This is a genomic window from Leucobacter iarius (assembly GCF_039530105.1).
Taxonomy (GTDB): Bacteria; Actinomycetota; Actinomycetes; order Actinomycetales; family Microbacteriaceae; genus Leucobacter; species Leucobacter iarius.
In genome coordinates this window covers 194,621-216,399 of the sequence record NZ_BAAAOB010000004.1, presented here as the reverse complement: position 1 = coordinate 216,399, position 21,779 = coordinate 194,621, and the positions used below count along the sequence as shown (strand labels likewise).

21 protein-coding genes, 2 tRNA genes and 1 pseudogene are annotated in these 21,779 nt (G+C 70.9%); 12 read left to right on the top strand and 12 right to left on the bottom strand.

Going from position 1 to position 21,779, the window contains the following annotated elements:
• Positions 1–43 precede the first annotated feature (43 nt).
• The 4 genes and pseudogenes from pheA (at position 44) to ABD169_RS14100 (ending at position 3,166) form a co-directional block, all read left to right on the top strand.
• A complete protein-coding gene (gene pheA, locus ABD169_RS14115; RefSeq protein WP_344033228.1) occupies positions 44–1,003 on the top strand; it encodes a prephenate dehydratase in 960 nt (319 codons plus the stop codon).
• Positions 1,004–1,107: 104 nt separating this feature from the next.
• Positions 1,108–1,416 (top strand): annotated as a pseudogene (locus ABD169_RS14110) (PadR family transcriptional regulator); the annotation flags it as partial.
• A gap of 119 nt (positions 1,417–1,535) precedes the next feature.
• The gene (locus ABD169_RS14105; RefSeq protein ID WP_344033224.1) at positions 1,536–2,699 is read left to right on the top strand and encodes a DUF1700 domain-containing protein; all 1,164 of its coding nucleotides are present in this window, start codon (positions 1,536–1,538) and stop codon (positions 2,697–2,699) included.
• A 116-nt stretch (positions 2,700–2,815) separates the two neighbouring features.
• Positions 2,816–3,166, top strand: coding sequence for a YciI family protein (locus ABD169_RS14100; RefSeq protein WP_046456812.1), 351 nt, complete (start codon positions 2,816–2,818; stop codon positions 3,164–3,166).
• A 30-nt stretch (positions 3,167–3,196) separates the two neighbouring features.
• Here the strand turns inward: ABD169_RS14100 and ABD169_RS14095 are convergent, their stop codons facing one another.
• The gene (locus ABD169_RS14095; RefSeq protein WP_344033222.1) at positions 3,197–4,204 is read right to left on the bottom strand and encodes a diacylglycerol/lipid kinase family protein; all 1,008 of its coding nucleotides are present in this window, start codon (positions 4,202–4,204) and stop codon (positions 3,197–3,199) included.
• Between the two features lie 81 nt (positions 4,205–4,285).
• On the opposite strand from ABD169_RS14095, the gene serS reads away from it, so the two are divergent.
• The 6 genes from serS to ABD169_RS14065 all read left to right on the top strand — a co-directional run bounded on the left by serS (position 4,286) and on the right by ABD169_RS14065 (position 8,967).
• Positions 4,286–5,557 carry a serine--tRNA ligase gene (gene serS / locus ABD169_RS14090; RefSeq protein WP_344033220.1) on the top strand — a complete coding sequence of 424 codons (1,272 nt, stop codon included), beginning with the start codon at positions 4,286–4,288 and terminating at the stop codon, positions 5,555–5,557.
• 3 nt (positions 5,558–5,560) lie between these two features.
• Positions 5,561–6,427, top strand: a complete 867-nt coding sequence (locus ABD169_RS14085) for an HAD family hydrolase (RefSeq protein ID WP_052961572.1) — start codon at positions 5,561–5,563, stop codon at positions 6,425–6,427.
• Positions 6,428–6,437: 10 nt separating this feature from the next.
• A tRNA-Ser gene (locus ABD169_RS14080) sits at positions 6,438–6,525 on the top strand.
• 192 nt (positions 6,526–6,717) lie between these two features.
• A complete protein-coding gene (locus tag ABD169_RS14075; RefSeq protein ID WP_344033218.1) occupies positions 6,718–7,968 on the top strand; it encodes an LCP family protein in 1,251 nt (416 codons plus the stop codon).
• Between the two features lie 109 nt (positions 7,969–8,077).
• Positions 8,078–8,169 (top strand) — tRNA-Ser (locus tag ABD169_RS14070).
• 108 nt (positions 8,170–8,277) lie between these two features.
• Positions 8,278–8,967 (top strand): SOS response-associated peptidase family protein, encoded by a 690-nt coding sequence (locus ABD169_RS14065; protein WP_344033215.1) that lies wholly within the window; start codon positions 8,278–8,280, stop codon positions 8,965–8,967.
• Here ABD169_RS14065 and ABD169_RS14060 read toward each other — a convergent pair.
• The 4 genes from ABD169_RS14060 to upp all read right to left on the bottom strand — a co-directional run bounded on the left by ABD169_RS14060 (position 8,964) and on the right by upp (position 12,854).
• Positions 8,964–10,181 (bottom strand): aminotransferase class I/II-fold pyridoxal phosphate-dependent enzyme, encoded by a 1,218-nt coding sequence (locus ABD169_RS14060; RefSeq protein ID WP_344033213.1) that lies wholly within the window; start codon positions 10,179–10,181, stop codon positions 8,964–8,966. The two genes, ABD169_RS14065 and ABD169_RS14060, sit on opposite strands and share 4 nt — an antisense overlap.
• Before the next feature lie 113 nt (positions 10,182–10,294).
• On the bottom strand, positions 10,295–10,960 hold the full coding sequence (locus tag ABD169_RS14055; RefSeq protein WP_344033211.1) for a magnetosome magnetite crystal formation protein family: 666 nt from the start codon (positions 10,958–10,960) through the stop codon (positions 10,295–10,297).
• Between the two features lie 156 nt (positions 10,961–11,116).
• Positions 11,117–11,842, bottom strand: coding sequence for a winged helix-turn-helix domain-containing protein (locus ABD169_RS14050; RefSeq protein WP_052961574.1), 726 nt, complete (start codon positions 11,840–11,842; stop codon positions 11,117–11,119).
• Positions 11,843–12,218: 376 nt separating this feature from the next.
• Positions 12,219–12,854 (bottom strand): uracil phosphoribosyltransferase, encoded by a 636-nt coding sequence (upp, locus tag ABD169_RS14045; protein ID WP_344033208.1) that lies wholly within the window; start codon positions 12,852–12,854, stop codon positions 12,219–12,221.
• A 97-nt stretch (positions 12,855–12,951) separates the two neighbouring features.
• Between upp and ABD169_RS14040 the strand changes: the two genes are divergently transcribed.
• Complete coding sequence (locus ABD169_RS14040; protein ID WP_344033286.1) at positions 12,952–13,386, top strand: nucleoside deaminase; 435 nt, start codon at positions 12,952–12,954, stop codon at positions 13,384–13,386.
• Positions 13,387–13,416: 30 nt separating this feature from the next.
• On the opposite strand, the gene ABD169_RS14035 is transcribed toward ABD169_RS14040, so the two are convergent.
• The 5 genes from ABD169_RS14035 to ABD169_RS14015 all read right to left on the bottom strand — a co-directional run bounded on the left by ABD169_RS14035 (position 13,417) and on the right by ABD169_RS14015 (position 18,700).
• Positions 13,417–14,496, bottom strand: a complete 1,080-nt coding sequence (locus ABD169_RS14035; RefSeq protein ID WP_344033206.1) for an ABC transporter ATP-binding protein — start codon at positions 14,494–14,496, stop codon at positions 13,417–13,419.
• Positions 14,486–15,382, bottom strand: coding sequence for an ABC transporter permease (locus ABD169_RS14030; protein WP_344033203.1), 897 nt, complete (start codon positions 15,380–15,382; stop codon positions 14,486–14,488). Before ABD169_RS14030 ends, ABD169_RS14035 begins: the two co-directional genes overlap by 11 nt.
• Positions 15,379–16,224 (bottom strand): ABC transporter permease, encoded by an 846-nt coding sequence (locus ABD169_RS14025; RefSeq protein ID WP_344033201.1) that lies wholly within the window; start codon positions 16,222–16,224, stop codon positions 15,379–15,381. The genes ABD169_RS14030 and ABD169_RS14025 overlap by 4 nt, the downstream gene beginning before the upstream one ends.
• Positions 16,225–16,407: 183 nt before the next feature.
• Complete coding sequence (locus tag ABD169_RS14020; protein ID WP_344033199.1) at positions 16,408–17,550, bottom strand: ABC transporter substrate-binding protein; 1,143 nt, start codon at positions 17,548–17,550, stop codon at positions 16,408–16,410.
• 187 nt (positions 17,551–17,737) lie between these two features.
• Positions 17,738–18,700 carry a cation diffusion facilitator family transporter gene (locus ABD169_RS14015; protein WP_344033197.1) on the bottom strand — a complete coding sequence of 321 codons (963 nt, stop codon included), beginning with the start codon at positions 18,698–18,700 and terminating at the stop codon, positions 17,738–17,740.
• Positions 18,701–18,804: 104 nt separating this feature from the next.
• Here ABD169_RS14015 and proC point away from each other — a divergent pair, with 104 nt between their 5' ends.
• Positions 18,805–19,668: a pyrroline-5-carboxylate reductase gene (gene proC / locus ABD169_RS14010; protein WP_344033195.1), complete on the top strand. Its 864-nt coding sequence runs from the start codon at positions 18,805–18,807 to the stop codon at positions 19,666–19,668.
• A gap of 7 nt (positions 19,669–19,675) precedes the next feature.
• Here proC and ABD169_RS14005 read toward each other — a convergent pair whose 3' ends face one another.
• Positions 19,676–20,341 carry a potassium channel family protein gene (locus ABD169_RS14005; RefSeq protein ID WP_046456825.1) on the bottom strand — a complete coding sequence of 222 codons (666 nt, stop codon included), beginning with the start codon at positions 20,339–20,341 and terminating at the stop codon, positions 19,676–19,678.
• Positions 20,334–21,707: a TrkH family potassium uptake protein gene (locus ABD169_RS14000; RefSeq protein ID WP_046456959.1), complete on the bottom strand. Its 1,374-nt coding sequence runs from the start codon at positions 21,705–21,707 to the stop codon at positions 20,334–20,336. Before ABD169_RS14000 ends, ABD169_RS14005 begins: the two co-directional genes overlap by 8 nt.
• Positions 21,708–21,779: the final 72 nt, after the last annotated feature.

Sequence of the window (21,779 nt, the reverse complement as noted above, 5' to 3'; positions counted from 1 at the left end):
CTCGCCGCATGTTCGCCGCCGCGGGATGGGTACGCTTGACCCCATGAACGAGCGCCCCGCAGGATCACGCCGGTACAGCTACCTGGGCCCGGCCGGAACCTTTACCGAGGCCGCGCTCAAGCAGGTGCCCGAGGCGGTCGGCGAGGACTGGCGACCGGTGGCGAACCTCGGCGAGGCGCTGAACGATGTCGTCACGGGCGTGAGCGACGCCGCGATGATCGCGATCGAGAACTCGATCGACGGCGGCGTCACCGTCGCGCAGGACGCGCTCGCCACGATCCCCGATCTGCGGATCGTGGGGGAGTACCTCGTGCCCGTCAGCTTCGTGCTCGTGGCGCGGCCCGGGGCCCGCCTCGAAGACGTCGAAGTCGTCGCCGCGCACCCGGTCGCTTACGGGCAGTGCCGCGCCTGGCTCGACGGCAACGCTCCGGGGCACCGCCACCTGCAGGCCACCTCGAACGTGCAGGCGGCCGCCGACCTGTTCGACCCTGAGAAGGGGATCGACGCCGCGATCGCGCCGCCCGGTATCGCCGACCACTACGACGTCGAGGTACTCGCCGAGGGGATCGCCGAGAACCCCGACGCCGAGACCCGCTTCGTGCTCGTCAGTCGCACCGTGCCCGTCGGCGAGCCCACCGGGGCCGACAAGACCTCGCTGATCGTCGAGCTGCCCGACGATCGGGCGGGCGCCCTGCTCGATCTGCTCGAGCAGTTCGCGACCCGCGGGGTCAACCTGACGCTGCTCGCCTCGCGACCCGTCGGAGACCGGATGGGACGGTACCGCTTCGTGATCGACGCCGAGGGGCACGTGAAGGACGAGCGGGTCGCCGACGCGCTGCTCGGCGTGAAGCGTTTCAGCCCCAACGTGGTGTTCCTCGGCTCGTACCCGCGAGCCGACCGCATCGCCGCGTCGATCCGCGATGCGCACGACGACGGCACGTTCCGCGATGCGCGCGACTGGCTGCGCGGCGTGATCGAGGGCACCGCCGACAGCGAAGGGTAGCCGCCCGCTCGCGCCGTCCCGGGGTCGGTGTCTTCAAGAGTTCTTGACGGCACACTATTGTGTAATGCACACTAGTGCGCAACAGAAGAAACGTGAGGAACGCGATGGATCCCACCCAACTGCTCAAGGGCGTGCTGGATGCCGCGGTGCTCGCCGTCGTGCAGCACGAGGACGGCTACGGCTACGACGTCGTGCGGCGCCTGCGCGACGCGGGCCTCGAAGAGGTCGGCGACGCCTCGGTGTACGGCACGCTGCGCCGGCTCTACGCCGCGGGCGCGCTCTCCACCTACGTGGTGCCGTCCGAGGGCGGCCCGCACCGCAAGTACTACAGCATGACCCCCGCGGGTCGCGCCCTGCTCGACGAGCAGCGTGCCGGGTGGCTCCGATTCTCCGCCGTGCTCACCGAGCTCGTGGCGGGCGACCCGCGATCCGGTCGGCCGGCTGCCGCGCCGCAGCAGACCCCGGAACCTCAGATCGTTTCAGAACCCCAGCACGTTCCAGAACCGCAGCCGCTCACGACGGGAGTCGACGCATGAACGCCACCACCGCCTCCGACCAGACCGCGCCGACGCGACCGATCGCCGGGATCGGGGCCGAGACCGGATCCGGGACTGAAACCGGCTCCGGGTCCGCCACCGACCGCGCGGCGGCATTCGCCGACGCGGTGCGCGACCAGCTCGCCGATCTCCCCGCCGATGAGCGGGACGAGCTCCTCGACGGGCTCGAGGCCGACCTCGTCGAGCGCATCTCGGACGGCGGGGAGCCCGGTGACCCGATCGCCTACGCCGAGGAGCTGCGCCGGGCCGCGGGCCTGCCGCCGCGCGGCGAGGCGGTGGGCACCTGGACCCGGCCCACCCTCCGGGAACGCGTCGACGCGATCGAGGCGCGGCTCGGTACCTGGGCCGAATCGACGGCGGCGCGCCGGGGGATCTGGGGCTTCGTGCGCTCGTTGCGTCCCGCATGGTGGGTGTTCCGCGGGCTCGGGGTGGCGTTCGCCCTCATGTTCTTCGCCGGGTTCATGGTGTACCTGAACGGGTTCCCGTACCCACGGTCGATGACCATTGCGGTGCTGCTCAGCCTGGTGACGACCTTGCTCAGCGTGCAGTGGGGGCGCGGTGAGTGGCTCCCGAAGCGATGGATGGTCTGGCTCCGTCGTATGGGCGATGTGATCGCTGTGTTCGCACTGGTGTTCCTGCTCGGGAGCATCGCGAATCTCGGAGCCGTTTCCTCGGACGTCTCGGAACAGCCGCAGGGGCAGCCCGGCCTGAACGCGAATGCGGACCAGCGCATCTCGAACATCTACGCCTACGACTGCTCGGGCAAACTGCTCGACGGTGTCCGGCTCTTCGACCAGGACGGTCGGCCGCTGACCACGACCACGGGCGGCCCTTGGGGCGACGGGCAGCAGGTCGACGGAGGTTGGGACGAGCAGAAGCAGCAGAGCATCGAGTACGGCGTGAACCGTCTGGCCGACCCGGGGGCTTGGAATGTGTTCCCGCTCGCCGAAAAGCGGATCGATACGCAGGGGAACGCCGTATCCGACGATGCGGGCCCCATCGCAGCGGCTCCGCGCGATGCGGTGGCCCCGTTGTCGACGAGCTGCCCGGCGCCAGGCGCGACGCAGGAGCAGGCTGGGGCCGGTACGAGTGCGACTCAGACCCCCGCACCCTCCGCGACGCCGACGTCGAAGCCGTGATCCCGCCGCCTCCGGGTTCGTTCCGCGAGCCGCCCCTCGACAGCGCCGGACCCCGCTGGGAGGATGGGAACCCCGGGGCGCGGCCCGGCCGCCCCGGACCGACGGAGGAGGCGACCATGCGCTACCTGCTGCTCTGGCACACCGACGAGACCGAGCTCCGCGAACGCAGCCCCGAGTGGCACGAGGAGATCGCGGCGTTCCTGACCCGCTTCGAGGACGAGCTGGCGAGCACCTCCGAGCTCGAGTGGACCGAGGTGCTCGCGCCCGAGTCGCAGGCCGTGGTGGTCGGCCCGGGGCCGGTGGCCCGCGACCGCGACCCCGCGGTCGAGGGGAAGCCCCTCGGGCGCGTGTGGGCGGTGCGCGCCGAGACCCGCGACCGCGTCGTCGAACTCGCCTCCGAGCTCGCGGGCGAGCTCGACGCCTGGATCGAGGTGCGCGCGGCGCTGCCCGGATCCCAGCGCCCGTAGGCGGAGCCGGCGCCGAGGCGCGGGAGCCCGCTAGCGTTCGAGCGCGGGCACGCTCCAGCCCGGGAGCACGCGCACGGTGAGCGCGCCCGGATCGACGGCGCCGCTCGCCGCGAGCGCGAGCCCGAAGTCGTCGCCGTCGAGCTGGATCGGCTCGGGCGATCGCACCGACAGCGCGTACTGCTTGGCGCGCAGGTAGCTGACGCTGCGGGTGTCGTGCACGAGGTCGATGATCCGGCGCCCGGCCTTCGTCTTGCGCAGCACGCCGTTCTCCCAGCCGATCTTGTTCCAGATGCGCAGCCACGAGAACGGGCCGAGCGGCCGCAGCGCGACGACGTCGAGCCGCCCGTCGTCGATCTGGGCGTCGGGGATCAGCAGTACTCCGCCGGGCATCAGCCCGCAGTTGCCGATCATGACGGTGTAGACGGAGAGCGACTTCGAGGCCTTGCCGTCGACGGAGTAGAGGATCTGCAAGGGGGACTCGCGGATCATGGTGCGGAGCCCGGCGTCGACGTAGGCGAGCCAGCCGACGCGCTTCTTGAGCGACGAACTGGTCGAGCGGATCGCGCGCGCGTCGAGCCCCATCCCCGCGAGCACGAGGAACACGTGCTCGTCCTCGCTCTCGTCCTGGCGGATGATCGTCATGACGCCGAGGTCGATGGGGCGGTTCGTGCCGCCGAAGGCCGCGCGCACGGCCGCGCCGAGATCGTTCAGCGGGATCCCGATGTTGCGGGCGAGGAGGTTGCCGGTGCCCTGCGGGATCACGGCGAGCGGGACGCCGGTGCCGCGGAGGGCCTCCGAGACGGCGCGGATCGTGCCGTCGCCGCCCGAGCCGAGGATCACGCTCGCCCCGTCGGCGATGGCCTGCCGGGTCGCGGCGACCCCGGCGTCGTCCGCGTCGGTCTCGTACCACCGGGTCGGCGCCCAGCCGGCATCGGCTTCCTGCCGGCCGACCTCGCGGCGGAGCGCGACGATGTCGGTCTTGAACGGCTGGTAGACCACCGCCGCGGCGGGCTGCGTGCGCGCGGGCGTTCGGGTCATGCGCCCAAACTACCGCGCCGGGAGCCGTCCGCGCCTGAGCGCTCCGCCCGGATCAGGCGTCCGGCTGGCTAGACTGGGGTCGTGATCGATCCAGTACTCCTCCGCACCGATCCCGAGCAGCTCAAGCGCTCCCAGCGCGCGCGCGGAAACGACGAGGCGGTGGTGGACCGGGCCGTCGCCGCAGACGAGGCCCGGCGCAGCGCCCTCTCCGAGTTCGAGCGCCTGCGCGCCGAGCAGAAGGAGTTCGGCTCCCGGGTCAAGTCCGCCTCGAAGGACGAGAAGCCGGCGCTGATCGCGCAGGCTCAGGAGCTCGCGGCCCAGGTCAAAGCGGCCGAAGCGCTGGCCAAGACCCGCGACGAGGAGTTCTCGGCGGCCGCGATGCGCATCGAGAACATCGTCGTCGACGGCGTGCCCGTCGGCGGCGAGGAGAACTTCGTGACGCTGCGCGAGGTCGGCGAGGTGCCCAGCTTCGACTTCGAGGCGCGCGACCACCTCGAACTCGGCGAGATGCTCGGGGCGATCGACATGCAGCGCGGGGCCAAGGTCTCGGGCGCTCGCTTCTACTTCCTGAGCGGCATCGGCGCGCGCCTCGAGATCGCGCTCATGAACATGGCGCTCGACCGCGCGCTGTCGCACGGCTTCACGCCGCTCATCACGCCGACGCTGGTCAAGCCCGAGATCATGCAGGGCACGGGCTTCCTCGGCGAGCACGCCGATGAGGTCTACCACCTGAAGGATCAGGACCTGTTCCTCACCGGCACGAGCGAGGTCGCGCTCGCCGGGTTCCACTCCGACGAGATCATCGATCTCGATGGTGGGCCGCTGCGCTACGCCGGCTGGTCGACCTGTTACCGCAGCGAGGCGGGCTCGCACGGAAAGGATACCCGCGGGATCCTGCGCGTGCACCAGTTCAACAAGCTCGAGATGTTCGTCTACGCCGACCCGGCCGAGGCCGAGGCCGAGCACGACCGCCTGGTCGGCTGGCAGGAGGAGATGCTGCAGGCGCTCGAGCTGAGCTACCGCGTGATCGACGTCGCCGCGGGCGACCTCGGTTCCAGCGCGGCGCGCAAGTTCGACATCGAGGCGTGGATCCCGACCCAGGGCACCTACCGCGAGCTCACCTCGACGAGCAACTGCACGACCTATCAGGCGCGCCGGCTCTCGACCCGGTTCCGCGGCGAGAGCGGCAAGACCGCTCCGGTCGCGACGCTGAACGGCACGCTGGCGACCACGCGATGGATCGTCGCGATCCTCGAGACGCACCAGCAGGCGGACGGCAGCGTGCGCGTGCCCGAAGCGCTGCGTCCCTACCTCGGCGGACTCGAAGTGCTGACCCCGATCGCGGGAGCCTAGACCGTGGCGGCCGGCATCGCGGCGAACGAGCGCCACCTCATCGCGCTCGATCTCGACGGGACCGTGCTCGACAACGAGCACCACGGCACCGCCGGGACCGACTGGGACGACCAGATCCCCGAGCGGGCCGGGAACGCGATCCGTGCGCTGCACGCCGCCGGGCACGAGGTCGTCATCGCGACCGGGCGCTCAGTCGACGCGACGCTGCCGGTCGTCGAGGCGCTGCGGATCAAGCCCGAGTGGGTGATCGCCGCGAACGGTGCCGTGACGCTGCACCGCGACGCGCTGGCGCCGCGTGCCTACCGCCGCGAGTACGTCGAGGCGTTCGACCCGAGCGAGGCGCTCGTCAAGATCCGAGCGCAGCTCGTCACCGCGCGGTTCGCGGTCGAGCTCGCGAGCGGCGGGTTCCTCTACACCGAGCCGATCCCCACGGGGACGCTGCCGTCGCAGCAGCGGCAGGTGCCGTTCGAGGAACTGCTCGGCGTGCAGGCATCGCGCGTGGTCGTCGTCTCGCCCGACCACCGCCTCGAGGAGTTCCTGAGCGCCGTCGAGACGCTCGGGCTCACCCACGTGTCGTACGCGGTCGGCCGCACCTCGTGGCTCGACATCGCGCCGAGCGGGGTGACCAAGGCGAGTGCGCTCGAGGTCGTGCGCTCCCGCGTCGGCATCGACCGCTCCCGCGTCTTCGCGGCGGGCGACGGTCGCAACGACATCGACATGCTGCAGTGGGCCGGGCGCCACGGCGACTCGGTCGCGATGGGCCAGGCGGTGGCCGATGTGCGCGCCGAAGCGGGTCGCGTCACGGCTCCGGTCGACCAGGACGGCCTGTTCGAGGCGCTGCGCGACCGGTTCCCCGCGCTCCTCGGCTAAGCTCTTCTGCGGTGGGTTGTCCGAGCGGCCGAAGGAACTTGTCTTGAAAACAAGCAGGCGGTAACCCCGTCTCAGGGGTTCAAATCCCCTACCCACCGCTGCGAACGCCCGGTCAGAACACAGTTCTGGCCGGGCGTTCCCCGTTTCCCGGGCGTTCGCCGTGTTCGCCTGGGAGCTCACCCGGGGCGGGCCGACCCCCAGGATCCTCCGGTACTCTCGTTCTGACGTATGCGCGTCTCCGCCGGAAACCTGCGGCGGCGCGCGATCCGACAGGTGGGGAATCGAACGGCATGGCGAAACGGCGGCGGGACGCGGCAGGGGAGTGGGCGAGCGCTCGGCACGGCAAGCTCCGGCGCTCGAGCGCCTGGCTGAACTCCGGCCGGATCCTGCTCACCATGGCCGTCGTCGTGCTGCTCAGCGGCGCCTCCATCGCCGCCTACGCGGTCTGGGGTCTCGCGACCAGCGTGCACACGGTCGACGGCCCCGACGCCGTCGCCGCGGGCGAGGACTCGTTGAAGGGCGAGGTCAACATCCTGCTCGTCGGATCCGACTCCCGGCAGGGCCAGGCGATCAACGACGGCGAGACGGGCGAGCTCAACGACGTGACGCTGCTGCTGCACGTGTCCGCCGATCACAAGAGCGCGACCGTCATCAGCTTCCCCCGCGACCTCATGATCGGGATCCCGGCCTGCCCGGCGCCCGGTGGCGGCGAGATCCCGGCGATGAGCGAGCAGCAGCTGAATTCCACGCTCTCCGAGGGCGGTCTGCCCTGCGTGATGCTCACGATCGAGAAACTGACCGGTCTCGACATCCCGTACGGCGGGCTCATCACCTTCGACGGCGTGATCGGCATGTCGAACGCGCTCGGCGGCGTCGAGGTCTGCCTCGCCGAACCCATCGTCGACCCGAACACCGACCTCAACCTGCCGAAGGGCGAGGTGACGCTCAAGGGCATGGAGGCGCTGCAGTTCCTGCGCACCCGCCACGGCGTCGGCGACGGCGGCGACACGAGCCGCATCAGCAACCAGCAGATCTTTATGTCGAGCCTCGTGCGCAAGATGAAGAGCGCCGACACGCTGTCGAACCCGCTGAAGGTCTACGCGCTCGCGAAGGCCGGCGTCGAGAACATCAAGCTCACCAGCAACATGGCGTCCGCCGGGTTCCTGCAGGCCCTCGCGGGCACGGTGAAGGACATCGACCTGGATCGCATCACCTTCGTCCAGTACCCGAGCTTCCCGCACCCGTACCAGCAGGGCCGCCTCACTCCCGACGAGGCGTCGGCGACCACGCTGTTCGACATCCTCAAGAGCGGCAAGCCGTTCGAGGTGGCGAAGGTGGGCGAGGGCGTCCAGACCGAGGGCGGTACGCCGACGCCCACGACGACCGCGCCCCCGGCGACCACGCAGGCGCCGAGCACCACGGCCCCGTCGACGACGACGCCCTCGACGACCACGCCGCCCACCACCACGAAGCTGCCCGACAACATCTCGGGGCAGAGCAGCGCGACGCAGACCTGCTCGCAGGGGCGGACCGTCCTCTAGCGCGAGATCCGTTCCGGCGCGGAATCCCGCGCCGGAACGGTCGCCGCGCCGCGCCGATTTTTCGTGGGGCCTCCTCCTCCCCTATGATGGAGTTCGCGTGCAAACGCTAGGAGACGTGCCGGAGCGGCCGAACGGACTTCACTGCTAATGAAGGGTCGGGCTTAAACCTGACCGGGGGTTCAAATCCCCCCGTCTCCGCCAACACCATCGAAGAAGCCCCCGCTCAGGCGGGGGCTTCTTCGTGTTCCGGCTGGACGAACAGCGGCTCGTCGCGCGTGGTCCGCGCCCGAGTCCGCATACGCTGGCGGCATGTGCGGCACCTACGGATTCGATGAGGTGCGCGCGAGCGGGGCCGGGCAGCGCCGCGTCTCGTTCGTCGCGGTCGACGAGGCCGTCCACTCGGAGCGGCTCGGCCAGTGGGCCACCGCGCTCGGCGGAACCGCGCAGATCACCCGGCGGAAGGCCCGCAACCTGAACCCGCTGGTGCACGAGATCGCCGGCGAGCGGCGCGTGGACCCGGCCTGGTGGTGGCTGTGGCAGAACGGCGCCCCGGCGCCCTTCAGCGCCTTCAACTCGCGCGACGACGCGCTGATGCGCAGCTGGCGGGCTCCGTTCCAGCAGCGGGCGATCCTGCCGGCCACCTGGTACCGGGAGCAGGGGGTGCGGTTCGGGTTCGACGGCGAGCCGTTCGGGATCGCCGCGATCACGAGCACGGTGCCGCAGCGCGACGGGAGCCCGCTGGTCACCTATTCGATGGTGACGCGCGCGGGCGTCGGAGCGGCCGCATCGGTGCTGTCGTCGCGCGGCCAGGCGCGCATGCCGCTGATCCTGCCCGAGTCGATGCACGACGAGTGGCTCGCCGCGGATCGACCCGGCGACCAGGAGCTGGTCGCGCGCGCGGTCGCGTCCTCCGAAGCCCTGTGCCGGACGATCGTGGGCGCGGAGCCGGAACCCGAGGCCGAGCGCCAGGATCGGGTCCCGGCGCTCTTCGAGCTCTAGCGGGACGCGGAGGAGGCGACCAGGCGCTCCACCGCGGTCTCGAGGGTCGCCCGATCCTTCACGAAGGTGAACCGCAGCCAGGGTGCGAGCGCGAGCGCGGTCGGGGAACCCGGCACGCAGAACGCTGACAGCGGGACCGTCGCGACTCCCGCGGCCTCGGGCAGCGCCCGGGCGAAGGCGGCGCCGTCCGCGTGCGACCCGAGCAGCGCCGTGGCGTCCGCGCAGACGAAGTAGGTACCCGACGGGACCACCGCGTCGAAGCCGACCCGTCGCAGGCCGTCGACGAGGAACGCCCGTCGAGCGTCGAGGTCGTCGCGCAGCGCCGCGACATCGGGATCGCCCTCGTCGAGCGCGCGGGCGACCGCCGGTTGAAAGGGCGCGCCGCCGACGAAGGTCGTGAACTGCTTGATCGCGAGCACCGCTTCGATCAGCTCGGCCGGTCCCGAGATCCACCCGATCTTCCAGCCGGTGAGCGAGAAGGTCTTGCCCGCCGACGAGACGGTGAGCGTGCGCTCGCGCATCCCCGGAAGGGTCGCGATGGGCACGTGGGTCGCGCCGTCGAAGGTGAGGTGCTCGTAGACCTCGTCGGAGAGCACGATCGCGTCGGCGGCGACGGCCGCTCGTGCGATGGCCGCCAGCTCGTCCGCGCTCAGTACGGCTCCGGTCGGATTGTGGGGCGTGTTCAGCAGGATCAGCCGGGTGCGCGGGGAGACGGCGCGTTCCAGCGCCTCGAGGTCGACGCGGAATCCGTCGGGGCCCGGGACGAGCGGAACGGTGACGTGGGTCGCGCCGGCCATCGCGATGTTCGCGGCGTGCGAGTCGAAGAACGGCTCGAGGGTGACGACCTCGTCGCCGGGGCCCGCGAGCGCGAGCACGGCGGTCGCGAGGGCCTCGGTCGCACCGGCCGTGACGAGCACCTCGGTATCGGGATCCAGTTCCAGGCCGTAGTGCCGCTGCTGGTGCCGTGCGATCGCGGCCCGCAGCTCGGGGATCCCGCGTCCCGGCGGATACTGGTTCGCGCCCGAGCGGATCGCGGCGACCGCGGCCTCCCGGATCCACTCCGGCCCGTCGGCGTCGGGGAAGCCCTGCCCCAGGTTCGCGGCGCCCGTGCGCGCGGCGAGCGCGCTCATCTCGGCGAAGATGGTCGGCCGGGTCGTGCCGTCGGGAGCGGCGAGGCCGGTGGCTGCTGCGACGGTGCGCCAACGTTCGGTCATCGCCCCAGTCTAGGAGCCGGGTTCTGCCGCGCCGGGCACGCGCGTCGCACGGAGAAATGCGAACGGGCGCCGAACCGCGAGGGTTCGGCGCCCGGAGCGCGTGGGGCCAGTGACTACTTCACCATCGGGATGTTGAAGAGGAAGCCGGGCTGCTGGCCGGTGCGGTAGTTCTCGGGAGCCTTCACCGCGGCGATGATGTGGAAGACGAACAGCACGACCGAGCCGATGCCGAGCAGCGGCGCGAGGACCCAGCCCAGGTAGGGGATCACGCCGAGGATCCAGGTCGCGACGATGACCATCACGCGGAGCAGCGAGAAGTTCAGGTTCGCGGCGTGGTAGGCGCGGGCCTGGGGGTTGCCCTTGTCCTTCTCGATGAGGAAGAAGATGAGGGCCGGGAGCCAGCTGAAGAACACCGACAGCCAGTAGTTCAGCGTGATGTTGCTCACCGGATCGGCGACCGGCTGCGCGTAGCCGGGCTGCTGGTAGCCGCCGGCCGCGGGCGGCGGGGTCTGGTAGCCGCCGGCCTGGGGCGCGGCGTAGCCGGGCTGCTGCGGCGCGGCGTAGCCGGGCTGCGGGGCCGCGTAGCCGGGCTGGGGCGCTGCGGGCGGAACCTGCGGAGCCTGGGGGGCCGCGGCCGGGGGCACCTGCGGTGCGACCGGGGGAACCGGGGGAGCCGCGGGCGGCGGAACCGGTGCACCGGCGGGGGGAGGGACTGCGGCGCCGGAGCCGTTCTCGGGGCCCTGCTGGCCGTCGTTGGCCTCGGGAGGCAGCGTGGTCATGTGAGTCTCCTCAACTTGGGTGCTTGCTATGTGCTCCCCGACGCTACTCCTGCTTGCGCCGAAACGGGAGAGCAGCACCGAGAATTCGTCTGATTGGCAGCAGATCGTGACCCGTCGGGCCGGCGCTGCGCGGCCGCGGGGATCGGACCGGGACGATCAGAACAGATCGGGGCTCGGCGCCGAGGTGTGCAGGATCGAGACGTCGGCGTGCCGGTCGAAGCGGTAGCCGATGCCGCGCACGGTGCGCACGATGTCCTGGTACTGCGCGAGCTTCACCCGCAGGCGGCGCACGTGCACGTCGATGGTGCGCTCATTCGGGATCTCGCTCTCGGGGGCGTCGGCCCAGAGCGTCGTGATGATCTCCTCGCGGCTGACCGTGCGGCCCTCGCGGAGCACGAAGTACTGGAGGAGCTCGAACTCGCGGAAGGTGAGGGGCGCGGCGACGTTGTCGAGCAGCACCCGCTTGCGGGTGAGGTCGATCGTCACGCCGCTGGCGGCGCGATCCTCGTCGACGGGCTCGTCCTTCTTCTGCCGGGCGATGGCGGCGGGATCGCCGAGCGCGAGGCGGACGACGTCGACGTCGCGCCCGCCGGCGCCCTCGGGTGCCAGCGCCACGGCGGCGTAGGTCTCGGCCGCGGGGGAGAGCTGCGCGACGAGGTGCTTGATCTGCGCGACGATGGCGCCGAGCGCGGGGTCGCCCGCGGCGATCTTCTCCTCCGACAGGCCGACGTAGAGCGCGAAGCCGCGGACTTCGGTGCCCTCGGGGACCCGGCGGGCCGGGGCGGCCTGCGGCTCGGCGTCGCGCGGGGCGAGGTCGGGGCGGGCGGCGCGCAGATTCTGAGCGGTCGAAGCGGTGCGAGCGGGAGCGGTGAGCGTGGTCATGATGATGTGCGTCCTTGCGGTGCGCCGAAAGCGGTTCGGCGGAATGTGCCTCGTCGGTGACGAGCGGTGCGGCGGATCCTCGTTGAATCGGATCTCACCGGGGAGTGCAGGCCTGCTCCCGATCGGGGCGGCGTGCGAGGGCACCTGCGGTTCGCGTCACTGCGCAGAACCTCGGTGCGGCTACCGGTTTCTCAGATGCACATTCGACAGCGCATGACACCACGGCGGCACATCATCATGCCGTTCATCCCAAAGTTCACCTCGAGGGCGGACTGGGGTCGCGTGGTTGCGGTCATAACGCAAAGTTAAGCAAAGTATTTCGCCCCGTGTCAAGCAGAATGCTCGGCACGGGGCGAAAAGGCGGTCTGACCTGGGATCAGTCGGCGGTTCCGTAGAGCCGGTCGCCTGCGTCGCCGAGGCCGGGAACGATGTACGCGCGGTCGTTGAGGCCCTCGTCGAGCGCCCCGAGCACGAGCGTCACCTTGCGGTCGCCGGCGGCTTCGCGGATCGCCTCGACGCCCTCGGGGGTGCCGAGCACGCAGATCGCGGTCACGTCGTCGGCGCCGCGGTCGAAGAGGAACTTGATGGCCGCCGCGAGCGAGCCGCCCGTGGCGAGCATCGGGTCGAGCACGAAGCACTGGCGCCCCGCGAGCGACTCGGGCAGCCGCTCGGCGTAGGTGGTGGGCTGCAGCGTCTCCTCGTTGCGAGCCATGCCGAGGAATCCGACCTCGGCGGTCGGGACGAGCTTGACCATGCCCTCGAGCATGCCGAGGCCCGCCCGCAGGATCGGGACGATGAGGGGCAGGGGCTCGCTCAGACGCACGCCGGTGGTCCTGGTGACCGGGGTCGTGATCTCGACGGGCTCGACCCGGACCTCGCGGGTCGCCTCGTACGCGAGCAGGGTCATGAGCTCCTCGATGAGGAGCCGGAAGGTGGGCTGCGGGGTCCGCTCGTCGCGGAGAACCGTAAGCTTGTGAGTGATGAGCGGGTGACCCGCAACGACGACGCGCATACCTCGATTCTAGAGGGCGCGGAGCTGCGAGGGGAGTGGGATGCCGAGCACCGCATCTGCCGCGCCGATTCCCCCGACCGCCGAGGAGCTGCGTCTCATGGGGCTCGCCCTCGCCGAAGCGCGACGGGCGTCCGCCGAAGGAGAGATCCCCGTCGGCGCGATCGTGGTCGACGCGACGGGCGCCGTCGTGGGGACCGGCCGCAACGCGCGCGAGGCGGTGCCGGATCCGACGGCGCACGCCGAGGTGCTCGCGATCCGCGCGGCGGCGGCCGGCATTGGCGACCGCGTGCTCGACGGGTGCACGCTCGTGGTCACGCTCGAGCCCTGCGCCATGTGCGCGGCGACGATCCTCGCCGCCCGGATCCCCCGCGTCGTGTTCGGCGCCTGGGACGAGAAGGCGGGCGCGGTGGGCAGCGTCTACGACCTGCTCCGCGACGGCTGGCTGCCGCACGCGGTGCCCGAGGTCGTCGCCGGCGTGCGCGCAGACGAGGCCGTCGAGCTGCTGCGCGATTTCTTCGAGCAGCGCCGGTAGCCGATCCCGATCCCGGGCAGCGGCCCTGCGCTAGCTCCGCGGAGCCACCGTCACGGCCTCGGGCGCGAACGTGACCCGCACCGAGTCCCCGGGGCGCAGCACCGAGTCGGCGCCGTGCTGCGAGGCGAGGGTCGCCCCGTCGGCGAGCTGCACGACCGTGCGACGGATCGAGCCGAGGAACCCGCTCGAGACCACGACGGCGTCGAGCGGGTCGATCCGCTCGGTCACCGGCTCCAGCCGGACGTGCTCGGGGCGGACGTAGGCCGTGACCTCGGCGCCGACGCCGGTGAGCTGCGGCGCCTCGAGCACGGGGATGCTCGCGCCGTGCACCCGCACCACGCCGCCGTCGAGCCGGCCCTCGACGCGATTCGACAGGCCGACGAAGTCGGCGACGAACGGCGAGACCGGGCGGCGGTAGAGCTCCTCGGGCGTGCCGAGCTGGGCGATCCGGCCGCCCTCCATCACGGCGACCCGATCCGAGACGGCGAGCGCCTCCTCCTGGTCGTGGGTGACGAACACGGTCGTGATGCCGAGCTCGGTCTGGATCGCGCGGATCTGCTCGCGCAGGCGCACCCGCACCTTCGCATCGAGCGCCGACAGCGGTTCGTCGAGCAGGAGCGCGCGGGGGCGGGTGACGAGCGCGCGGGCGAGCGCGACGCGCTGCTGCTGGCCGCCCGAGAGCTCGTGCGGGAACCGCTCGGCGAGGTGCTCGAGCCCGACGATCTCGAGCATCTCGCCGATGCGCGCGGTGCGCTCCGGCTTCGAGATGCGGCGCATCTGCAGCCCGAACTCGACGTTGCGCGCGACCGAGAGGTGGGGGAACAGCGAGTACTGCTGGAACACCATGCCGACGTCGCGCCGGTTCACCGGCACGTCCGTGACGTCGTCGGAGCCGATGGTGATGCGACCGCCCGACACCTGTTCGAGGCCGGCGATGCAGCGCAGCGCGGTGGTCTTGCCGCAGCCGGACGGGCCGAGGAGGCAGATGAGCTCTCCGGGCGCGAGCGACAGGTCGACGCCGTGCAGGACCGTGGTCGAGCCGTAGGACTTGGTGACGGACTCGAGGCGGACGGGCGAGCCTGCGGAGGAGGAGCGGGGATCAGCGGACACTGGGGGACTCTTTCGACGGGACGGGTGCGGTGGCGGATCCGGTGACGGCGGGCGCGGGCAGCGCGGGGGACGCCGCCCGACGGGCGCGGCGGCCGCTGCGCCGAGCCGAACCGGTGGCGCTGACGAGCAGCAGCACGACGAACGCGCCGACGAGCGAGAGCAGCGACACGATCACGGCGACGAAGGGATCCGATTTGGAGATCTGCAGCAGGGCGGTCTGCAGGGTGGTGCGGTTGAGCAGCGACGACACGGTGAACTCGCCGAGCACGATCGCGACGGTCAGCAGCGACGCGGCGAGCAGACCGCGGCGCACGCCGGGCGCGATCACCCGGGCGAGCACGGTGCCCCAGCCGGCGCCGAGCGATCGGGCGGCCTCGGCGCGGACCCGCGCGTCCATGCCCTGCAGATCGGAGACGATCGCGCGGTAGGCGAACGGGAGCACGAGCACCCCGTAGGCGAACGCGAGGGTCCAGACGCCGGATCCGAACACCTGCCCGATGCTGCGGTAGATCGGCGCGAACCCCACGACGAGCACGATCGCAGGGATCGCGATCGGCAGCACCGTGAGCAGGTCGAGCGCTCGCTCCAGCTTCGGGAAACGGAGGTGCACGAGCACGATCGTCGGGAAGAACAGCACGAGCACGATCCCGAGCGTGATCACGGCGAGCAGCACCGAGTTGCCGAGGCCCTGGAACAGGATCCGGTAGCCGCGCGACTTCTCGGGGTCGAAGAGGGCCGCCCAGTGCTCGAGCCCGTAGCCGCCGGAGGTCTGGCGCAGGGTGAACTCGACCATCGCGCCGAGCGGGATCAGGAAGACGAGGCCGATCACCGTGACGACGGTGATGGCGAGCCCCTTCGAGGGGCGACCGGGGACGCGCGCGCTCATCGCTGCCACCTCGCGGCACGGGCCATCAGGCGGCCGTAGGCGAGCATGACCGCGGTCATGACGATGATCATGCCGAGGGCGAGCACACCCGCGGTCGACGCCGTCGTGCCGCCGGTCTCGCCGATCAGGGCGGCGCGGATCTGGAGGGGGACGATCTGCGACCCCTGGCTGATGAGGGCGGCGGCGGTCGCGTACGAGGAGAACGCGTTCGCGAACAGGAGCAGCAGGGAGCCGAGGAAGGCGGGGGCGAGCACGGGCAGGCCGACGCGGGTCCAGTAGCTCCAGCTGGAACCGCCGAGGGTGGCGACCGCCTCGGCCCAGCCCGGGCGCAGCGCTGCGACCGCGGGCAGGAAGGTGATCACCATGAGCGGCACCTGGAAGTAGAGGTAGGGGAGGATCAGGCCGGGCAGCTCGTAGAGCCACACGCCCTCCTCGAAGATGTTCACGCCGAGGTGGTCCTTCAGCAGCACCGTGATGACGCCCTGGATGCCGATCGTGGCGATGAACGCGAAGGCGAGCATGACGCCGCCGAACTGCGCGAGCACCGAGCTCGCGGAGTCGATCACGCGGCGGATCGCGCCGCCTTCGGGGAGCGCGGCGAGCGCCCAGCAGAGCACGGCACCGACGGCCGCGCCGACGACGGCGGTGAGCGCGCTGACCCAGACGCTCGCGCCGAAGGCCTGCAGCGTGTCCGGGTGCACCAGCACCGAGAGGCTGGCGAGGGAGAAGCCCTGCGCGGTGCTGAAGCCGCTCGCGACGGCGAGCAGCGTGGGAACCGCGAGGAAGAGCAGGATGTACGCGCCGAACGGCGCGAGGCCGAGGGCGGGGAGCAGTCGTTTCATGGGGTCCGTCTGGTCGGAGGCGGTGGGAGTGGAGATCCTGCGACTCGCAGGCTCGCGCAGGATGACGAACGGGATCGCGCAGGATGACGAACGGGGTCGCGCAGGATGACGAACGGGGTCGCGCAGGATGACGAACGAGCGGGTCCGTCATCCTGCGCGAGGAACGAGTCGCAGGATCGGCGACTACTTGACGGCCGCGGCCCAGCGGTCGGCGAGCACCTTGTTGGCGGCCTCGACCTGCGTGGCGTCGGGCGAGATCCAATCGCTCGACTGGGTGCCGAAGGTGGCCTGCTCGATGAGCTTCTCGTCGGCCGAGCCGGCCTTCTTCAGCGCCTCGACGCGCACCGGGACGGCGTTCGCCTCGAGGTAGAGGGCCTGCGCCTCGTCCGAGAAGATCCACTCCTGCCACAGGCGCGCTGCGGCGGGGTTCGGGGCGTCCTTGCTGATGGCCTCGTTGTAGAACGAGACGTAGGCGGCGCCGGGGAGCACGGTGGTCTTCCAGCTCGGCTTGCCCTTGGCCGCCGCGACGTTGTTGAACGACCAGTCGAAGACGACCGGGGTCTCGCCCGAGGCGATGGTCGCGGGGGTCGGGTCGACGGTGAGGAAGTTGCCGGCCTGCTTGAGCTTCGCGACGAAGTCGACGCCCGGGCCGAAGTCCTTCACGCCGCCGCCGTTCTGCGCGGCGATGAGACCCACCGCGGCGAACGCGGCACCGGCCTGCGTCGGATCGCCGTTGAGCGCGACCGCGCCCTTGTACTTGGCGTCGAGCAGGTCGTCGAGCTTCTTGGGCTCGGGCACCTTGGCCGAGTCGTAGCCGATCGACATGATGCCGGAGTAGTTGTTGACCCAGAGGCCGGTCTTCTCCTTGTTGGCGTCGGGGATCTCGTCCCACTTCTCGACCTGGTAGGGCGCGAACTTCGCGGTGTTCGCGAGGGCGACGGCGGCGCCGAGGTCGAAGACGTCGGGCGCGGTGTCCTGGCCCTTGAGGTTGTCGGCGGCCTGGATCTCCTCGGCGCTCGACGCGTCGGGGGAGGCCGAGTTCACGGTGATCCCGTACTTGTCCTCGAAGCCCTTGATGATCTTGCCGTAGTTGGCCCAGTCCTCGGGGAGGGCGATGACGTTGAGCTGGCCCTCCTTCTTGGCGGCCTTCACGAGGCCGTCGATCCCGCCGAAGTCGGCCGCGCTGATCGCCTTCGCTGCGTCGACCGAGCCGCCCTTGGCGTCCGAACCCGAGTCGGACGACGAGCAGCCGACGAGCGTGCCGCCGAGGATGAGCGCTGCCGTCGCGCTGAGGGCGACCGTTCGCAGCATCGCGCGTGAGTTCACGTGGAGTTCCTTCTATCACCAGAGGGGCCACCCTGGCGGGTTCGATCCGGCGATGCCGGGTCGGTCGGCGATGCCGGGCCCGGGATCTCAAGCTACGTTCGGCGAGTAGCCGGAGTGCGAAGCCCGGGTTACGGGAAGGTGACCGCTCGGTGCGGTCTCAGCGCGTCGTGGGAGCGGCCGGGGCGACTCAGTCGCTCGACAGCATGACGATGGAGCCCGTGGTGGGCTGCACCGTGTTCGGATCGAGGTAGACGTCGGGCTCGACGTAGATAATGCGGGCCGCGGGCACGGCCTCGCGGACCCGGCGCTCGGCGAGGTTCACGATCACCGAGACTTCGCGCATGGTGCGGTCGGCGGCGACGCCGATCTTGGCGCCCACCATGAACTCGTCGGGGCCGAGGTAGAGGGTCTTCATGTGGACGATGCGCTCGACCTCGGAGTTGGCGAGCAGGGCCTGCTCGATCTTCGCCACGTCCTCGTCGCTCGCGCCCTCGCCGACGAGGAGGCTCTTCACCTCGATGCCCACGATGATCGCGACCGCGATGAGGAGCACGCCGATGAGGATCGTCGCGATGCCATCGAAGACGCTCTCTCCGGTGATGATGGTGAGCCCGACGCCGAGCAGGGCGATGACGAGGCCGGTGAGCGCGGCGAGATCCTCGAGCAGCACGATCGGGAGCTCGGGGGCCTTCGACCGGCGGATGAACGAGAACCAGCTGGCCGTGCCCTTGTGCGGACGGCTCTCTGCGATCGCGGTGCGCAGCGAGAAGCTCTCGAGCCCGATCGCGATGAGGAGCACGAGGATCGGCAGCCACGGGGCTTTGAGGTCGTGCGGGTTCTGGATCTTCGAGATGCCCTCGTACACCGAGAACACGCCGCCGATCGAGAACAGCACGATCGCGACCACGAATGCGTAGACGAAGCGCACCCGGCCGTAGCCGAACGGGTGCTCCTTGTCGGGGCGCTGCTTCGCACGGCGGCCGCCGAGCAGCAGGAGGAGCTGGTTGCCGGAATCGGCGAGGGAGTGCACGCCCTCGGCGAGCATCGAGGAGGAACCCGAGAACGCCCAAGCGATGAACTTGGTGACGGCGATCCCGAGATTCGCGAGGAATGCCGCGATGATCGCCTTGTTGCCGCCGGTCGCGCTCATCGCCGGATCCCCTCCACACTGACTCCACCGGATCCGCGGCCGCGCGCTGGGCGGCGACCGTCGACTCCGTTCGCCCCGTGCCGGAGCGGTGCATCCATCCTAGGATGGGCGGCGTGAGCGACTCGAATACTTCCGCCGTGCGTCTTCCTCGAACCGTCCTCCTCGGAGTCGGATCGATGGGCGGCGCGATCCTCGAAGGCCTGCGCGCACCCGAGGTGCGCATCGACGGCCCCATCACCGTCACCACCCGATCCGCGGCCAGCGCTGCGGCGTTCGACGGTGCCGACGACGTGCGCGCGTTCGCGAGCGAGACCGACCCGGAGGCGAACCGGATCGCCGTGCGCGGCGCGCGCATCGTGATCCTGGCGGTCAAGCCGTGGATGATCCACGACGTGCTGCGCGAGATCGCGGGGGACCTCGAACCCGGCGCGATCGTCGTCAGCGTCGCCGCGGGAACCACGATCGCGAGCATGGAGGCCCTCGTGCCCGCCGTGAACCCGGTCGTGCGCGCCATGCCCAACACCCCGTCGGTGATCGGCAAGGGCGTCACCGGCATCGCGGGCGGAGTGGCCGCCGACGCCGAGGTCATGGACACGGTGCGAGCGGTGTTCGAGACCGTCGGCCGGGTGCTCGCGGTCGACGAGGATCGGATCAACGCCGTCGCGGCCGTCTCGGGATCGGGGCCCGCCTATCTCTTCCTGTTCGTCGAGGAGTTCGTCGCCGCGGCGAAGCGGCTCGGTTTCGACGATGACGCGGCGAAGCTCCTCGCGGAGGGCACTGTCGCGGGCGCCGCGGCGCTGCTCGAATCCTCCGGTGAGGATCCGGCCGAACTGCGCCGCCGGGTCACGAGCCCGAAGGGCACGACCGAACAGGCCGTGCTCGTGCTGCAGTCGGGCGGCTGGGCCGATCTCTTCGATCGCGCGCTCGCCGCGAACATCCGCCGCTCCGAGGAGCTCGCGGCGGGCTGATCCGCGACTACGCGATCGCGGCGAACCGCTCCACGTCCGACGCAGTCCCGGACACGATGATGAGGTCGTGGGACGACACCACGGTGCTCGGCGTGGCGTAGGTGAACGGCTGACCGGGCGTCTTCACGCCGACCACCGTGACCCGGTAGCGGGAGCGCACGCCGCTCGACTCGAGGTCGAGGCCGCGGATCGAGCGCGGCGGGTACATCTTCACCAGCACGAAGTCGTCGTCGAACTGGATGAAGTCGAGCATGCTGCCGCTCAGCAGGTGCGCGACGCGTTCGCCGGCCTCGCGCTCGGGGTAGATGACGTGGTGCACGCCAATGCGCTCGAGGATCTTGCCGTGCGAGAACGAGATCGCCTTCGCCCAGATCTGCGGCACCCCGAGGTCCACGAGGTTCGCGGCGATGAGCACGCTGGCCTCGATCGAGGATCCGACGGCGACGACGGCGATCTGGAACTCGTCCGCGCCGATCTGGCGGAGCGCCTCGATGGACCGCGCGTCGGTCTGCACGGCGTGGGTGACGCGGTCGGCCCACTTCTGCACCAGGGTGGCGTCGGTGTCGACCACGAGCACCTCGCGGTCCTGGCGGTCGAGCTGGCCCGCGGTCGCGGCGCCGAAGCGTCCGAGTCCGATCACCAGCACGGGGGCATCGCTGCGGATATCAACCAACGATCGGCCTTTCTTCGGGGAGGCGGAACATGCGGGAACGGCTGGTCGCCGCGACCGCGGCCGCGAGGGTGACGGTGCCGACGCGGCCCGCCCACATCGTCGCGGCGAGCACGTACTTTCCGGCGTCGGGCAGGTTCGCCGAGAGGTCGGTGGAGAGGCCACACGTGCCGAACGCCGAGATCACCTCGAACAGCACGATGTCGAGCGGTTGGCCGGTCATGTGCATGATCGTGATCGAGGCGATGGCGACGATCGTCGCGCCCCAGATCACGACCGAGACGGCGACGCGCAGCACCTCGTTCGGGATCCTGCGGCCGAAGGCCTGCATGTCCTGGTACCCGCGGGCCTCAGCGTACGCGGCCAAGAACAGGACCGCGATCGTCGTCACCTTGATGCCGCCGGCGGTCGATGCGGAGCCGCCGCCGACGAACATCAGCATGTCGATCACGAGCAGGGTCGAGCCGTTCATGTCGAGCGGATCGACGATCCCGAGGCCGCCGGAACGCGTCATGACCGACATGTAGCCGGAGCTGAACAGCGTCTGCCCGAGGTTCTGGGAACCGAAGGTCGACGGGTTGTTCCACTCGAGCCCGGCGATGGCGAGCCAGCCAAAGATGACGAGCACGATCGTGGTGGTCAGCGTGAGCTTGGCGTGCAGGCCGAGGCGCTTGTGGGCGCGCCAGCCGCCGCCGGCCAGGTAACGGTAGAGCGCGAAGATGACGGGGAAACCGATGCTGCCGAGGAACACGCCGATGGCGAGCACCGACAGCAGGTACCCGTCGGTCTCGTAGGGCGCGAGGCCGCCCGGGAGCGGCACGAAACCGGTGTTGGTGAATGCCGAGGCCGCGAGGTAGAAGCCGTTGCCGAGGGCGTGCGGGAGCGAGTAGCCCTCGAGCAGCAGGCGGGGCGCGATCATCAGCGTCAGGGCGGCTTCGATCACGAGGAGGCTGATCGCGACGGCGCCGAGCAGTCCGCCGATGTCGCCGAGGCCGACCGCCTGGCTCTCGCTGACGCCGCGACCCGTGCGCATGGGGTTCGTGTCGGTCGCGGCGAGGAGACGCTGGCGCAGGCCCAGGCGCCGGGTGACGGTGAGCCCGAGGATGCTGGCGAGCGTGAGCACGCCGATGCCGCCGATCTGGATGCCGGCGAGGATCACGAGATCGCCGAAGATCGACCAGTGGCTGGCCATGTCGACGGTCGAGAGGCCGGTCACGCAGATCGCCGATACCGCGGTGAACATGGCGTCGGCGAGCGGGGTGATGGTGCCTGCCGCCGAGGAGATCGGCAGCGAGAGGAGCGCGGTCCAGAGCAGGATGAGAGCGGAGAAGACCAGGATCGCGAATCGCGCGGGCGACGACTGGATCATGCTCTGGATCCAGGACTTCTGCGCCAGCGGAGCGGACGTCCTGCGCATCGCGCGCTGTGCCCTCACGTCTCC

What these genes read in the sequence shown, in the direction of transcription:
- ABD169_RS14055 (WP_344033211.1), bottom strand. Translation starts at nt 10,960, where the DNA reads ATGACCACGCTGCCTCCCGAGGCCAACGACGGCCAGCAGGGCCCCGAG.
- ABD169_RS14030 (WP_344033203.1), bottom strand. Translation starts at nt 15,382, where the DNA reads ATGAGCGCGCGCGTCCCCGGTCGCCCCTCGAAGGGGCTCGCCATCACC.
- ABD169_RS14100 (WP_046456812.1), top strand. Translation starts at nt 2,816, where the DNA reads ATGCGCTACCTGCTGCTCTGGCACACCGACGAGACCGAGCTCCGCGAA.
- ABD169_RS14040 (WP_344033286.1), top strand. Translation starts at nt 12,952, where the DNA reads ATGGGGCTCGCCCTCGCCGAAGCGCGACGGGCGTCCGCCGAAGGAGAG.
- ABD169_RS14105 (WP_344033224.1), top strand. Translation starts at nt 1,536, where the DNA reads ATGAACGCCACCACCGCCTCCGACCAGACCGCGCCGACGCGACCGATC.
- ABD169_RS14060 (WP_344033213.1), bottom strand. Translation starts at nt 10,181, where the DNA reads ATGACCGAACGTTGGCGCACCGTCGCAGCAGCCACCGGCCTCGCCGCT.
- ABD169_RS14075 (WP_344033218.1), top strand. Translation starts at nt 6,718, where the DNA reads ATGGCGAAACGGCGGCGGGACGCGGCAGGGGAGTGGGCGAGCGCTCGG.
- pheA (WP_344033228.1), top strand. Translation starts at nt 44, where the DNA reads ATGAACGAGCGCCCCGCAGGATCACGCCGGTACAGCTACCTGGGCCCG.
- ABD169_RS14095 (WP_344033222.1), bottom strand. Translation starts at nt 4,204, where the DNA reads ATGACCCGAACGCCCGCGCGCACGCAGCCCGCCGCGGCGGTGGTCTAC.
- upp (WP_344033208.1), bottom strand. Translation starts at nt 12,854, where the DNA reads ATGCGCGTCGTCGTTGCGGGTCACCCGCTCATCACTCACAAGCTTACG.
- ABD169_RS14015 (WP_344033197.1), bottom strand. Translation starts at nt 18,700, where the DNA reads ATGAGCGCGACCGGCGGCAACAAGGCGATCATCGCGGCATTCCTCGCG.
- proC (WP_344033195.1), top strand. Translation starts at nt 18,805, where the DNA reads ATGGGCGGCGTGAGCGACTCGAATACTTCCGCCGTGCGTCTTCCTCGA.
- ABD169_RS14065 (WP_344033215.1), top strand. Translation starts at nt 8,278, where the DNA reads ATGTGCGGCACCTACGGATTCGATGAGGTGCGCGCGAGCGGGGCCGGG.
- ABD169_RS14050 (WP_052961574.1), bottom strand. Translation starts at nt 11,842, where the DNA reads ATGACCACGCTCACCGCTCCCGCTCGCACCGCTTCGACCGCTCAGAAT.
- ABD169_RS14025 (WP_344033201.1), bottom strand. Translation starts at nt 16,224, where the DNA reads ATGAAACGACTGCTCCCCGCCCTCGGCCTCGCGCCGTTCGGCGCGTAC.
- ABD169_RS14000 (WP_046456959.1), bottom strand. Translation starts at nt 21,707, where the DNA reads ATGATCCAGTCGTCGCCCGCGCGATTCGCGATCCTGGTCTTCTCCGCT.